Origin of the sequence: Streptomyces sp. NPDC048718, assembly GCF_043198875.1 — a bacterium.
In the GTDB taxonomy this organism is placed as follows: Bacteria; Actinomycetota; Actinomycetes; order Streptomycetales; family Streptomycetaceae; genus Streptomyces.
The window spans coordinates 521,628-536,343 of sequence record NZ_JBICVG010000004.1; the positions used below are offsets into that span (position 1 = coordinate 521,628).

Genomic DNA, 14,716 nt, shown 5'->3' on the forward strand with positions numbered 1-14,716 from the left:
ACGGGTGGGCGAAACCCTTCCGGCGCGGCCCGCGCCCACTAGATTTGGCGCCGGCACAGTTGCGGTGACCTGGCTGGTCAGGGGGCAGGGGTTCATGGAGAGCGACGGCACGTACGAGACGAGCGACACCCGGGGGGCCGGGCTGCCGCGCCCGTCGGCACCGCCCCCGCCGGACCGGGTGCCCCCCGCCCCGGCCCTCCCGCCCGCTGCTCCGGCCGCGGCCCCGCCTCCCGTGCCCAGGTACGCGCCGGGTGCCGGGGGCGGGAGGGCCGGGACGGGGGGCCCGGGTGCTGCGGGTGTCGCGGGTTTCGGGGGCGGTGCGGGTGGTGCGGGCGGCGAGGCCAAGGCCGTGCCCGCCCCGCCCGGCTCGCCCCCGGCCGCGGCCCCGCCCCGCTCGGCCATCGCCGAGTGGATGGACGCCCCACGGCCGGCGGTGGGGCCGGGGGTGTGGCGGTTTCGGTACGTGGCGCCGGAGGCGGCCGGACGCGACCGCGTGCCCCCCGTCACGGTCATCGGCATGCTGATCCCCCTGGTGATCGCCCTGCTCCTGTGGGCTGCCTGGCGTCACGAGGTGTTTCCGTACAAGATTCAGATGCTGTGGGTGCTGACCCCCAAGGACTGGTGGTACCCGGGCACGACGGTCCCGGTGGACGGCGACTGGCACGGCAGCGCGGCCCGCAACCTGTACGACAGCGCGTTTCTCGTCGGGATCGTGTGCGCCGCCGGCTTCTTCGGCTCCTGGGGCAAGATCAGCCGCCACTACCTCGGCCGGTTCAGCCCGCCGGTCCGCGCGCTTCTCGCGGGCGGCATGGCCCTGGGCGCCCTCGCCTTCGTCTGGCCCGAGGCACTCGGCCTCGGCTGGGATCCGCTTCCCCTCGCGGTCGCCGTGCTCTCCGCCGTCGCCCTCCTCACCGGCGGATTCGAGGTGTTCTCTTCGCCGTTCGTCGTCTACACCCTGTACGCGCTGATCACCGCCCTCGTCGTCTGGCCCTTCGCCCGCGTCGGCGACTGGAAGGGCCTGTGGCTCGCCCGCCGCGCCCGGCAGAACCCGCCCGCCCCCGTCCCCACCGGCCCGAAGGCCCCGCCGTCGCAGTGGCCCGAGCTCCGGGAGGCGGGCGAGTACCCGGCGGCCGACCGGCTCGTCGCCGAGGTGGCCGGCGGGCGGATGAACGATGTCGACGTGGCCCGGGTCCGCCGGGCCTGGGCCGGCACCGCCCGGGACGGGGTGGGCCGGGCCGCGCTCGTCGGCGCGCTGCTGCGCGAGGGGGCCGGGGCCGCCGCGCACCCCTCCGGCGACCGTGATCTGCCCGCCCGTACCGCCGAGCACGATCTGTTTCTGGGGCAGGTCCGGATCGGCCGGTACGCACCCGCCGAACGCGCCCCCGCCCCGTACGTGGGCGCCGGAGCCGCCCTCGGCCCCGCGCTCCTCGGCACCTCGCTGCTCGCCGTCGGCCCCTCCGGCTCCGGCAAGACCCGAGCCCTCGTCGCGCCGGTCGTCGAGTCGCTCACCCTCCAGGCGCTCACCGGCGGCTGCGCCGTCGTCGCCGTCGGCGAGGCGGGCGCGCCGCTCGGACCGGACGCGGCGTACGACGTCGTCATCCGGCTCGGCGACCCGGCCTCCCCGCACGACCTGGACCTGTACGCCGGGGCCACCGACCCGGACGAGGCCGCCGTCCTGCTCGCCGAGGGACTCGTCGGCGACCTGGAGGGCCTGGAGACCCGGCGCGCGGCGACCGTGCTCGCCCAGCTCATCGGCCCCTACCGGGCCGCGTACGGGCGCTTCCCCACCGTGCCGGTGCTGCGCGAACTGCTGGAAGCCGGCCCCGGAACCCTCCAGACCCTGCTCGACCTGCTGCCGCAGGACCGGAGCGCCACGGCCATGCGCCGCGAACTGGAGTCACGGCTCCGGCAGGCCGGCACCGCCGGGGACCCCGGTCCCGTGCTCGCCGACCGGCTCGCGACCCTCGACCGGCCCGTCTTCGCCGAGTTCTTCGGCGGCGGAGGCGGCACCGGCATCGCCACTGGCCACGGCAAGGGGGCGGGCGACGAGCGCGGCTTCTCGCTGCGTGCCGTCGCCCGCCACCCCATCCGGGTGCGGATCAGCCTGCCGGAAGGCGCCCACGAGGAGGCGTCACGGCTGCTCAACCGGCTGATCCTGGCCCAGTTCCAGTCCGTCGTCAGGGACCGGGACCGGCAGGGACAGGGCGCCGGGCACGGGCACTTCGCCTGTCTCGTGCTCGACGACGCGGCCGGCGCGCTCACCCAGGGGACCGTCCGGGCCCTCCAGCGGCTGCGCCCGCAGAACGCCGGTGTCGTACTCGCCCTGCGCACCCTTGCCGAGGTGCCGGAGGCGCTGCGCGGGCCGCTGCTCGCGGTGGTCGGCTGCCGGATGGCCTTCGCCGGCATCCCCACCTGGGATGGCCGGGCCTTCGCCGACACCTGGGGTACCGAACGGTTCGAGAAGACCGAGGTCGCCCACCACACCGTCTTCGCCGACCAGCCGATGACCCGCTTCGTCCACTTCCTGCGCAAGAAGGTGACGGGCAAGGCGGTCACCACCGAGGCGGTCACCGTCCGCGAGGTCGAGCGCGAGCGCTGGTCCGCGTCCGACCTCGCGCACACGGTCCCGCCCGGCCACGCCGTCCTGTCGCTCACGGACGTACGGGGAGAGCACACCCCGCCGCTCCTCGTCGACCTCCGGCGGGGCGGCGGAGCCTGACCCGTCCCGCTCCTGCCTCCGTCCCGTCCCTGACCCTGTTTGTCGAAGCGCCCGCCCCGTCTTCCGCGGTGCCCGTCCCACTCGTATCCCGAACCGCTCGTCCCCCTCGTTTTCCCAACCGCCCGCCCTCCCCGTTCTCCGGACCGCCCGTCGTCACGGCCGACCTGCGACGATGCGTACGAAACGGGCGCGGGCTGGCACAATCGAGGGGGACGCGCCGGCCTTCCCGGCGGCGTGTTCCGACCCCTCCCTCCCGGTCCCACGATCGACGGTTCACGATGCCGCCCACCCTCGCCTCGCTCGTCCAGCACCCGGCGCTCAAACTCACCGTCCGCGCCGGTGAGGACCGCCTCGACACACCTGTGCGCTGGGCGCACGTCAGCGAGCTCACCGACCCCGTCCCGTACATGGAGGGCGGCGAGCTGCTGCTCACCACCGCCCTCACCCTCGACGCCGAGGACCCCGAGGCGATGCGGCGCTATGTGCGGCGGCTGCTCGCCGCCGGTGTCGTCGGTCTCGGCTTCGCGGTCGGCGTCACCTACGAGGACATTCCGGCGGCGCTGGTCGACGCGGCCCGCGAGGAGCACCTGCCACTGCTCGCGGTGCCCCGGCCCACCCCCTTCCTCGCCATCAGCAAGGCCGTGTCGGCGGCCATCGCCGCCGAGCAGTACCGGTCGGTGACGGCGGGCTTCGAGGTGCAGCGCGAGCTGACCCGGGCGGCGCTCGCCGAGGGCCCGGACGGCGTCGTCGCCCGGCTCGCCGCGCATGTCGACGGCTGGGTCGCGCTGTACGACACCTCTGGCACCGTCCTGGCCGTCGCACCCGAGTGGGCCGCGCGCCGGGCGGCCCGGCTCGCCCCCGACGTCGAGCGGTTTCGCGAACGGTCCGCGCCCGCCAGCACCGTCGTCGGCGGCGGCGAGGACGAGGAGGAGGGCACGGACCGGGTCGAACTCCAGTCGCTGGGCACCGGCCGCCGGGTACGCGGGGCGCTCGCGGTCGGCACGGGCGCGCCGCTGGGCACGGCCGAGCGGTACGCGGTGCACTCCGCCATCGCCCTGCTGACGTTGACGACCGAGCGGTCCCGTTCCCTCCAGGCCGCCGAACACCGGCTGGGCGCGGCCGTCCTGCGGATGCTGCTCGACGGACAGACCGGCCACGCCACGACGGCGGCCGGGGATCTGTACGGCGGGCTGCTCGACGCGCCGTACCGGCTGCTCATCGCCGAACCGGCGACGGCGGCGGCCCCCGAGGCGGGCCCGGTGGCAGGAGCGGCGACCGGGCCCGCCTCGGGGACCGGGGCAGCGACCGGGACCGGGGCAGCCGGGGTGGCGACAGGGCCGGCGGTGGTGCGCGCGAGCGGCGAGGCACCGCTCGCCGAGCTCGGCGATGCCCTGGAATCCGCGGCCGCCCGGGCCGGCGAGTCCGTCCTGGCCGTGCTGACCGAGCCCGAGGGCCCGGCGGGCGCCGGCCGGCTGGTGGTCCTGGCAGGCGACGGGGGAGCGGTGGTCACGGCGTGCGAACGGTACGCGGGGCGCGAGTCGGAGGAGACCGGACTGGTTCTCGGACTGTCCGGCCCGGCCGGCGCCGCCACCGCTGCCGCCGCCTACAAGCAGGCCGAACAAGCGCTCTCGGTGGCCCGGCGGCGCGGCCGGACGCTCGTCGAACACGAGGAGGTGGCGGCGGGCTCGGTGCTGCCCCTGCTGGCCGACGAGGCCGTCCGCGCGTTCGCGGACGGACTGCTGCGCGCGCTGTACGCGCACGACGCTACCGGCCGGGGCGACCTCGTCGCCTCGCTGCGCGCCTGGCTGTCCCGGCACGGCCAGTGGGACGCCGCCGCCGCCGACCTGGGCGTCCACCGGCACACTCTGCGCTACCGGATGCGGCGCGTGGAGGAGATCCTGGGCCGCTCGCTCGACGATCCGGACGTCCGGATGGAGCTGTGGCTGGCGCTGAAGGCCACCGACGACGGTCGCGAGTAGCGTATTCCTGCCCGATCCCGGGCAGGAAATCTGGTCAGGAAGCTCCCCGCTCCATAACCTCCGGTGCATGACAAGCCCTGCCTCCGACCCCGCGCCCTCCGTTTCCCCTCGCTCCTTCGCACCGTCCGCCGAGTCCCCATCGGCTCAGGGACCCACCCCGGAATCCCTTTCAGGGGCCGGACCGCAGTCCGTGCCGGCTGCCGCTCCGGGGGCCGCCCGCCGGATCCCCGCCGCCGTCTGGGTGGCGCTCGGCATCGTCTACGTGGTGTGGGGATCCACGTACCTCGGGATCCGGGTCGTGGTCGAGACCCTGCCCCCGTTCCTGTCCGCCGGGGCGCGGTTCGTCGTCGCGGGTCTGATCCTCGCGGCGATCATCGCCTGGCGGCAGGGGCCCGCCGCCCTCAAGGTGAGCCCGCGCGAACTGGCCTCGGCGGCCGTCGTCGGCCTGATGCTGCTCCTCGGCGGCAACGCGGTCATCGTGCTCGCCGAGACCTCCGTGCCCTCCGGCCTCGCCGCGCTGCTCGTCGCCATCGTGCCCGCCTGGGTCGTCGTGCTCAAGGCGCTCACCGGGCAGCGGCCGACTCTCGGAGCGCTCGCGGGCGTCCTGCTCGGACTCGCCGGACTCGCGGTGCTCACCCTGCCCGGTCTCAGCGGCGAGGTGCACGCCGGCGGCCTCGCCCTGGTCGTCATGGGCACCCTGCTCTGGTCGCTCGGCTCCTTCGTGTCGTCCCGGATCCCGATGCCCGCGAACCCCTTCACCGCCAGCGTGTACGAGATGCTGGCCGGCGGTCTCGCGGGCCTCGGCGTCGGCCTGCTGCGCGGCGAACACCACGGCCTGGACCTCGCGGCCGTCTCCACCCGGTCCTGGGTGGGCCTCGCCTACCTCATCGTGTTCGGCTCGCTCGTCGCCTTCACCGCGTACGCCTGGCTGCTCCAGTCCGCACCGCTCTCGCTCGTCGCGACCTACGCATACGTCAACCCCATCGTCGCCGTCACTCTCGGCGCGCTGCTCCTCGGCGAGGCTCTGACCTGGCCGATCGTCCTCGGCGGTCTGATCGTCGTGGCCGGGGTGTGCCTGATCGTCTCGACGGAACGACGGAGGTGACCGGCTGAGGGTCCGTGTGCGGGCGGGCGGGGCGTACGCGAGAGAGCGAGCGCCGGCGGCGAGCCGCCGCCCATGAGGACCCGCGGCCCCGTCGCCCCTGCCGGACCCGAGCCGCCGCCGATCCCGGCCCTTGCCCTTCCTTCCCGCCAAAGCGGCCAGGATCCCCGTACCCACCACTCCACACCGGACAAGCGTTCATGAGCCCGCTTCGTCCTAACGTGTCACGAGAGCGAGTGCGCGAGTGCCTGAGCGCGGGCTCCTCGACCCCATCACCCCCAACGGAAAGGGCCGGGACGCGATGACGACCACCCACGGCTTCTGGATCGCCGGCCGCGAGGCCACCGGCGAGACGACCTTCGACGTCACGAACTCGTACGACGGACGTCTGGTCGGCACCGTCTCCGTACCCACCGAGGCCCAGGTCGAGGAAGCCGTCGCCGCCGCGCACGCCGTCGTCGACGAGTTCGCCGCCACCCCGGCGCACGTCCGCTCCGCCGCTCTCGACCACGTCGCCAAGCGGCTCGCCGAGCGCACCGAGGAACTGGCCCAGCTGATCTCCGCCGAGAACGGCAAGCCGATCAAGTGGGCGCGCGGCGAGATCGGCCGTGCCGTGTCCGTGTTCCGGTTCGCCTCCGAGGAGGCCCGCCGCTGGAACGGCGGCGAGGTCCAGCGCCTCGACACCGAGGCCGGCGGCGCCGGCCGGCTCGCGCTGATCCGCCGTATCCCCCGGGGCGTCGTCCTCGGCATCGCGCCGTTCAACTTCCCGCTGAACCTCGCCGCGCACAAGGTCGCCCCGGCCATCGCCGTCGGCGCGCCGATCATCCTCAAGCCGGCCCCGGCCACCCCGATCTCCTCCCTCATCCTGGGCGAGATCCTGGCCGAGACCGACCTGCCGGCCGGCTCCTGGTCGATCCTGACCGTGCCGAACGACCGGATGCCCGCCCTCGTCCAGGACGAGCGGCTGCCCGTCATCTCCTTCACCGGCTCGGACAAGGTCGGCTACGCCATCCAGCAGTCCGTGCCGCACAAGCACTGCACGCTGGAGCTCGGCGGCAACGCCGCCGCCGTCGTCCTGCCCGACTGGTCCTCCGAGGCCGACCTGGACTGGGCCGCCACCCGCATGGCGACCTTCTCCAACTACCAGGGCGGCCAGTCCTGCATCTCCGTGCAGCGCGTGATCGTGGACGGCTCCGTTCACGACCGTCTGCTGCCGAAGATCGTCGCCGCTGTCGAGGCCCAGGTCACCGGCGACCCGGCGGACGACGCCACCGACGTCGGCCCGCTCGTCGACGAGGCCGCCGCCCGCCGTGTCGAGTCCTGGGTGGACGAGGCCGTCGCGGCCGGGGCCACGCTGCTCACCGGCGGCAAGCGCGACGGCGCGACGTACGCCCCGACCGTCCTCACCGACCTCCCGGCCGATGTCACCCTCGCCCGCTGCGAGGTCTTCGGCCCGGTCCTGACCGTCACCAAGGTCGACGGCGAGGCCGAGGCGTTCGCCCTGGTCAACGACTCGGACTTCGGCCTCCAGGCGGGCGTCTTCACGCACGACATCCAGGCCGCCTTCCGCGCCCACCGCACCCTCGAGGTCGGCGGCGTGATCATCGGTGACGTCCCCTCCTACCGCGCCGACCAGATGCCGTACGGCGGCGCCAAGCGCTCCGGCGTCGGACGTGAGGGCGTCCGTTACGCGATGGACGACTACACGTACGAGCGTTCGCTGGTCATGACGGGCCTCGCCCTCTAGAAGCGAGCGACCCGCCCGCGTCGCGCGGCCCACGCCGCGCGACGCGCGCCCCATGAACTCCCGTACGGCGACACGCGCGCCGCACGGGCGGGAGAGAACGACGGCCGGAGCCCACTGTGCGGGGGCTCCGGCCGTCGGCCGTATCCGGCGGACGGCGGGACGGCGGACGGCGGACGGCGGGAGCGACGGTGGGAGCGACGGCGCTACGGTGTCGATACGCCCGCCCCGGGTACACCCGCACCAGGTAGGCCCACACCCGGTTCGCCACCTCCCCGCCTTGCCGCCCCGCCACCCCCGGACAGGTCGCATGCCCTACCGCGTAGTCGTCACGGACCACCTTCCCGCCCGGCTGGAAGGGACCTTCAGTCCGTGGGCCGTCGAGCACGGACACGGCAAGGTCCTGCTGCGCGGGTTCCTCGCCCGCGACGACGCGAGGCCGCCCCGCGTCTTCGACGTGCTCTTCCAGGACGTCTCCCGGATCTCGCTCTCCGACTACTACCGCGACGGCCTCGGCCTGGCGGACGCCGGCCCGGACGCACTGCGTGCCGAGGGCCGGAGGATCGGGCGCGCCTGGTCGCCCGGGGACCGCCTCTTCAGGCTCTCCGCCGGTCATCCGTACGACTATGTGGTCGCGGGCAACGTGTTCTGGGCCGAGGTGCTCGTGCCCGCGACCGCACCGAGCCCGCTGACACAGGAATCGCCCCCGCCCGGCGCGGTCGAGGGCGGTGCGGTCTTCCGGCTGCGGTCGGCCCGGTAGGCGGACCCGTTTGCGTCCCCGCGACCGGACCCGAGGCCCGCCCCGCGCCGTCCTCCCGCTTTCCGGAAGCGGATATTTCGGGTACGACGGACAGGGAGCCACCAGGCTCCACGCCCCGACGAGCGGCGAGGTGAGCCCCTCATGTCCGCACCCACCCAGCGGTCGCCCAAGGTCACCGAACGCGAGGCCCGGCAGGTCGCCGAGGCGGCCCGCCAGCAGGACTGGCACAAGCCGAGCTTCGCCAAGGAACTCTTCCTCGGCCGGTTCCGCCTCGACCTCATCCATCCGCACCCGTTGCCCGCCGACGAGGACGTCCGGCGCGGCGAGGCCTTCCTGGCCAAGCTGCGCGCCTTCTGCGAGAGCGGCGGAGTCGACGGCCTGCGGATCGAACGCGAGGCGCGGATCCCCGACGAGACGATCGACGGACTGCGCGCGCTCGGCGCCTTCGGGATGAAGATCGACCCGAAGTACGGCGGCCTCGGCCTCACCCAGCTGTACTACAACCGGGCCCTCGCCCTCGTCGGTTCGCTCAGCCCGGCGCTCGGCGCGCTGCTCTCCGCGCATCAGTCGATCGGCGTACCGCAGCCGCTGAAACTGTTCGGCAGCCGGGAACAGAAGGACACCTTCCTGCCCCGGCTGGCGCGCGGCGCGATCTCCGCGTTCCTGCTCACCGAGCCCGACGTCGGCTCGGACCCGGCCCGGCTCGCGACGACCGCCGTCCCCGACGGCGAGGACGCGTACCTCCTCGACGGCGTCAAGCTGTGGACCACCAACGGCGTGATCGCCGAACTCCTCGTCGTCATGGCCCGCGTCCCCGCCTCCGAGGGCCACCGCGGCGGCATCACCGCGTTCGTCGTCGAGGCGGACTCGCCCGGTATCACCGTCGAACAGCGCAACGCCTTCATGGGCCTGCGCGGTCTGGAGAACGGCGTCACCCGCTTCCATCGGGTCCGCGTCCCCGCCACGCACCGCATCGGCCCCGAGGGCTCCGGCCTCAAGATCGCGCTGACCACGCTCAACACCGGCCGGCTCTCGCTGCCCGCGTCCTGCGCGGGCGCCGGGAAATGGTGTCTGAAGATCGCCCGCGAATGGGCGGCGGAACGCGAGCAGTGGGGCAAGCCCGTCGCCCGCCACGAGGCCGTCGGCACCAAGATCTCGTTCATCGCGGCGACCGCGTTCGCCCTGGAGGCCGTGGTCGACCTCGCCTCCCAGATGGCCGACGAGGACCGCAACGACATCCGGATCGAGGCGGCGCTCGCCAAGCTGTACGGCTCCGAGATGGCCTGGCGCATCGCCGACGAACTGGTCCAGATCCGCGGCGGCCGAGGCTACGAGACCGCCGATTCGCTCGCAGCCCGCGGCGAACGCGCCGTCCCCGCCGAACAGCTCCTGCGCGACCTGCGCATCAACCGGATCTTCGAGGGCTCCACCGAGATCATGCACCTGCTGATCGCCCGCGAGGCCGTCGACGCCCACCTTGCCGTCGCCGGCGACATCATCGACCCCGACAAGGCCCTCGCCGACAAGGCGAGGGCGGGAGTACGGGCCGGCGGCTTCTACGCCCGCTGGCTGCCGAAGCTCGTCGCCGGACAGGGACAGCTCCCCGGGGCGTACGGGGAGTTCGGCGACCTCGCGACCCATCTGCGGTACGTCGAACGCACGTCCCGCAAACTCGCCCGCGCCACCTTCTACGCCATGTCGCGCTGGCAGGGCCGGATGGAACTCAAACAGGCCTTCCTGGGCCGGATCGTCGACATCGGCGCCGAACTCTTCGCGATGAGCGCCGTCTGCGTACGGGCCGAACTCCTGCGCACCACCGGCGACCACGGCCGCCCGGCGCACCGGCTCGCGGACGTCTTCTGCCGCCAGGCCCGGCTGCGTACCGACGAACTCTTCGGACGGCTGTGGGCCAACACCGACGACCTGGACCGCAAGGTCGTCGACGGCGTCCTGGCCGGTGCGTACACCTGGCTGGAGGAAGGCGTCCTCGACCCCAGCGACGACGGCCCCTGGATCGCCGACACCACCCCCGGCCCGTCGACCCGGCCCGACGTCCACCGCACCATCGGCTGAGGAACGGCCGGCCGGCCGGGGCCTCGGCGCGGGAGCCGCCGGCCGGAGCGGGAGCCACGCGCGCGTACGAGGCCCGTGGGTGTGCGAGACCCCGGTGCGTACGGGGCCCGCTCACCGCCTGCGACGAGACCCACGCGCGCGTGGCCCTCGCTCCGGCGGGCCCGGCCGCCTCTGCTGGTCCGGTCGCCGCTGCTGGTCCCGCCGCCCCGGCCGCACGTTCGACGGCCCCGCCCGCGTACGTCCGTGTCCAGCCGGTCTTCCCACTCTTCCGGGACTTCCCCGGCGTTTTCGGCGCGATCCGCCGGACCCTGTGAAGAGGGCACAGGCTTTGCGGCAACAATGGGGGGCATGAGCGATCGCCCCTCTCCTCTCGCCGACCCCCACACCGCCTTCGACATCTCCGAAGGGCGCCGGAACATCGTCGTGCTCGGCTCGACCGGTTCCGTCGGCACCCAGGCCGTCGACCTGGTCCTGCGCAACCCGGACCGGTTCCGGGTCACCGCCCTCGCCGCCTCCGGCAGCCGGATCGGGCTGCTCGCCGAGCAGGCGCACCGGCTGCGGGCCGGCACGGTCGCGGTCGCCCGCGAGGAGGCCGCCGAGGAGCTGCGTACGGCCCTGAAGGCGCGGTACGGCTCCGAGCCGCTGCCCGAGATCCTGGCCGGGCCGGACGCCGCCACCCAGGTCGCCGCGTCGCCCTGCCACACCGTGCTCAACGGCATCACCGGCTCCATCGGCCTCGCGCCCACGCTCGCCGCCCTGGAGGCCGGCCGTACCCTGGCGCTCGCCAACAAGGAGTCGCTGATCGTCGGCGGCCCGCTGGTCAAAGCGCTCGCCAAGCCCGGCCAGATCATCCCGGTCGACTCCGAGCACGCCGCGCTCTTCCAGGCGCTCGCCGCCGGCAGCCGCCACGACGTCCGCAAGCTCGTCGTCACCGCCTCCGGCGGCCCCTTCCGCGGCCGGACCCGCGACCAGCTCGCGGGCGTCACCCGCGAGGAGGCGCTGGCCCACCCGACGTGGGCGATGGGCCCCGTCATCACGATCAACAGCGCGACGCTCGTGAACAAGGGCCTGGAGGTCATCGAGGCCCACCTGCTCTACGACATCCCCTTCGACCGCATCGAGGTCGTCGTCCACCCCCAGTCGTACGTGCACTCCATGGTCGAGTTCACCGACGGCTCCACGCTCGCCCAGGCCACCCCGCCGGACATGCGCGGCCCCATCGCCATCGGCATCGGCTGGCCCGAGCGGATCCCGGACGCCGCCCCGGCCTTCGACTGGTCGACCGCCTCCACCTGGGAGTTCTTCCCCCTCGACAACGAGGCCTTCCCTGCCGTGAACCTCGCCCGCCACGTCGGCGGGCTCGGCGGCACCGCGCCCGCCGTCTTCAACGCCGCCAACGAGGAGTGCGTGGACGCCTTCCTCCACAGCGACCTGCCGTTCAACGCGATCATGGACACCGTCACCGCGGTCGTCGGCGAACACGGCGATCCCGGCCGGGGAACTTCCCTCACCGTTTCGGACGTCCTGGAAGCGGAGACCTGGGCACGGGCCCGGGCCCGGGAACTCGCGGCGAAGGCAATCGCGGAGGCGCGCGCATGACGGTATTCCTGTACGTGCTGGGTCTGGTGCTGTTCGCGCTGGGCCTGCTCGTCTCCATCGCCTGGCACGAACTGGGCCACCTCTCCACGGCCAAGCTCTTCGGCATCCGCGTACCGCAGTACATGGTGGGCTTCGGCCCCACCATCTGGTCGCGGAAGAAGGGCGAGACGGAGTACGGCTTCAAGGCCATCCCGGCCGGCGGCTACATCCGCATGATCGGCATGTTCCCGCCCGGCAAGGACGGCCGGATCGAGGCCCGCTCGACCTCGCCCTGGCGCTCCATGATCGAAGACGCCCGCGAGGCGTCCTTCGAGGAACTCGAACCAGGCGACGAGGACCGGCTCTTCTACACGCGCAAGCCGTGGAAGCGCGTCATCGTCATGTTCGCCGGGCCGTTCATGAACCTCGTGCTCGCCGCCGTGCTGTTCTTCGGCAGCGCCATGGCCATCGGCTTCGAGACCCAGACCACCAAGGTCGCCGGCGTCACCAACTGCGTCATCGACCAGAGCGAGAAGCGCGACACCTGCAAGACCGGCGACCGCCCCTCGCCCGCGAAGGCGGCCGGCCTGCTCAAGGGCGACCGGATCGTCGCCTTCCAGGGCGAACGCGTCTCCGACTGGAACACGCTCTCCGACCGCATCCGCGCCACCACCGGCCCCGCCGGCCTCACCGTCGAGCGGGGCGGCAAGGAACTCACGCTCAAGGCGACCCTCCTGGAGAACCGGGTCCTCAAGAAGGACGCCGACGGAAACGTCGTCCAGCCCCTCCAGTACGTCTCCGCCGGCTACCTCGGCTTCGAATCCGGCCGCGAAGTCGTCCCGCTGACTTTCGGCCAGTCCGCCGACCGGATGTCCCAGCAGCTCCAGGCCGGCGTCGAATCCGTCCTCGCCCTGCCCGGCAAGATCCCCGCCCTGTGGGACGCCGCCTTCGGCGACGGCGAACGCAAGCAGGACTCGCCCGTCGGCGTCGTCGGCGCCGCCCGCATCAGCGGCGAACTGATGACCGTGGACGCGCCGCCCCAGACGATCCTCGTCTGGTTCATGAACCTGCTGGTCATGTTCAACGTGTCGCTGTTCCTGTTCAACATGCTCCCGCTGCTCCCGCTCGACGGCGGCCACATCGCCGGCGCCCTGTGGGAGTCGGTCCGCCGCCACGCCGCGCGGATCTTCAAGCGCCCCGACCCAGGCCCCTTCGATGTCGCCAAGCTGATGCCCATCGCGTACGTCGTCGCCGGAGTCTTCGTCTGCTTCACCCTGCTCGTCCTTGTCGCCGATGTCGTCAACCCGGTGAAACTCACCTGACGACCGAGTGACGACGGTGGCCGGAACCCGTGGGGTGTCCGGCCACCGCCCGTAGGGGCGGTAACCTCGAATACCTTGAACCACCTGAGCCGGATGAACCACACCTTGGGGTTGTACAGCTGATGACCGCGATCTCTCTCGGTATCCCGACCGTTCCGACCAAGCTCGCCGAGCGGCGCAAGAGCCGGCAGATCCAGGTCGGATCGGTGGCGGTCGGCGGCGACGCCCCGGTGTCCGTGCAGTCGATGACCACCACCCGCACCTCCGACATCGGCGCCACCCTCCAGCAGATCGCCGAGCTGACCGCCTCCGGCTGCCAGATCGTGCGCGTGGCCTGCCCCACCCAGGACGACGCCGACGCCCTCGCCACCATCGCGAGGAAGTCGCAGATCCCGGTCATCGCCGACATCCACTTCCAGCCCAAGTACGTGTTCGCCGCCATCGACGCCGGCTGCGCCGCCGTCCGCGTCAACCCCGGCAACATCAAGCAGTTCGACGACAAGGTCAAGGAGATCGCCAAGGCGGCGGGCGACGCGCGCGTCCCGATCCGCATCGGCGTGAACGCGGGCTCCCTCGACCGCCGCCTCCTCCAGAAGTACGGCAAGGCCACCCCGGAGGCCCTCGTCGAGTCGGCCCTCTGGGAGGCGTCGCTCTTCGAGGAGCACGGCTTCCGCGACATCAAGATCTCGGTCAAGCACAACGACCCGGTCGTCATGGTCAACGCCTACCGCCAGCTCGCCGCCCAGTGCGACTACCCGCTGCACCTCGGCGTCACCGAGGCCGGCCCCGCCTTCCAGGGCACCATCAAGTCCGCCGTCGCCTTCGGCGCGCTGCTGTCCGAGGGCATCGGCGACACCATCCGCGTCTCCCTCTCCGCCCCGCCGGTCGAGGAGATCAAGGTCGGCAACCAGATCCTGGAGTCCCTGAACCTCCGCCCGCGCCGCCTGGAGATCGTCTCCTGCCCGTCCTGCGGCCGCGCCCAGGTCGACGTCTACAAGCTCGCCGAAGAGGTCACCGCCGGCCTCGAAGGCATGGAGGTCCCGCTCCGCGTCGCCGTCATGGGCTGCGTCGTCAACGGCCCCGGCGAGGCCCGCGAGGCCGACCTGGGCGTCGCCTCCGGCAACGGCAAGGGCCAGATCTTCGTGAAGGGCGAGGTCATCAAGACCGTCCCCGAGTCCAAGATCGTCGAGACGCTGATCGAAGAGGCCATGAAGATCGCCGAGCAGATGGAGAAGGACGGCGTCACGAGCGGCGAGCCGTCGGTCTCGGTCGCGGGCTGATCTCCCGGACCTTCCCGCTTGTGGGGGCCCGTCCGTGCCGAGGAGGCACGGGCGGGGCCCCCTTTTTTTGTGCCTCCTTCTCCCCCTGCCTTCGGCGGGGGGACCCCCACGGGGTGCTGGAGTCGGACTCACAGCACCGATCGTGCTCGGCCCGCTCGT

General features: G+C 73.1%; 9 protein-coding genes. All 9 read left to right on the top strand.

Annotated features, from left to right (window positions below; all coding sequences use genetic code 11):
* The first annotated feature begins 517 nt into the window (after positions 1 to 517).
* The gene (locus tag ACGFRB_RS10560) at positions 518 to 2,719 is read left to right on the top strand and encodes an ATP/GTP-binding protein (RefSeq protein ID WP_393241507.1); all 2,202 of its coding nucleotides are present in this window, start codon (positions 518 to 520) and stop codon (positions 2,717 to 2,719) included.
* 278 nt (positions 2,720 to 2,997) lie between these two features.
* On the top strand, positions 2,998 to 4,698 hold the full coding sequence (locus tag ACGFRB_RS10565; RefSeq protein WP_393241510.1) for a PucR family transcriptional regulator: 1,701 nt from the start codon (positions 2,998 to 3,000) through the stop codon (positions 4,696 to 4,698).
* Between the two features lie 190 nt (positions 4,699 to 4,888).
* Positions 4,889 to 5,803, top strand: coding sequence for an EamA family transporter (locus ACGFRB_RS10570; RefSeq protein ID WP_393241513.1), 915 nt, complete (start codon positions 4,889 to 4,891; stop codon positions 5,801 to 5,803).
* 298 nt (positions 5,804 to 6,101) lie between these two features.
* Entirely contained in the window at positions 6,102 to 7,547 is a 1,446-nt protein-coding gene (locus ACGFRB_RS10575; RefSeq protein ID WP_393241590.1) for an aldehyde dehydrogenase family protein, read from the top strand.
* A 307-nt stretch (positions 7,548 to 7,854) separates the two neighbouring features.
* A complete protein-coding gene (locus ACGFRB_RS10580) occupies positions 7,855 to 8,304 on the top strand; it encodes a hypothetical protein (RefSeq protein WP_393241516.1) in 450 nt (149 codons plus the stop codon).
* A 141-nt stretch (positions 8,305 to 8,445) separates the two neighbouring features.
* Positions 8,446 to 10,377 (top strand): acyl-CoA dehydrogenase family protein, encoded by a 1,932-nt coding sequence (locus tag ACGFRB_RS10585; protein ID WP_393241521.1) that lies wholly within the window; start codon positions 8,446 to 8,448, stop codon positions 10,375 to 10,377.
* A gap of 348 nt (positions 10,378 to 10,725) precedes the next feature.
* On the top strand, positions 10,726 to 11,976 hold the full coding sequence (gene dxr / locus ACGFRB_RS10590; RefSeq protein WP_393241524.1) for a 1-deoxy-D-xylulose-5-phosphate reductoisomerase: 1,251 nt from the start codon (positions 10,726 to 10,728) through the stop codon (positions 11,974 to 11,976).
* Positions 11,973 to 13,277, top strand: a complete 1,305-nt coding sequence (locus ACGFRB_RS10595; RefSeq protein ID WP_393241527.1) for a M50 family metallopeptidase — start codon at positions 11,973 to 11,975, stop codon at positions 13,275 to 13,277. Before dxr ends, ACGFRB_RS10595 begins: the two co-directional genes overlap by 4 nt.
* A gap of 122 nt (positions 13,278 to 13,399) precedes the next feature.
* A complete protein-coding gene (ispG, locus tag ACGFRB_RS10600; protein ID WP_363000805.1) occupies positions 13,400 to 14,557 on the top strand; it encodes a flavodoxin-dependent (E)-4-hydroxy-3-methylbut-2-enyl-diphosphate synthase in 1,158 nt (385 codons plus the stop codon).
* The last annotated feature ends 159 nt before the right edge of the window (positions 14,558 to 14,716 follow it).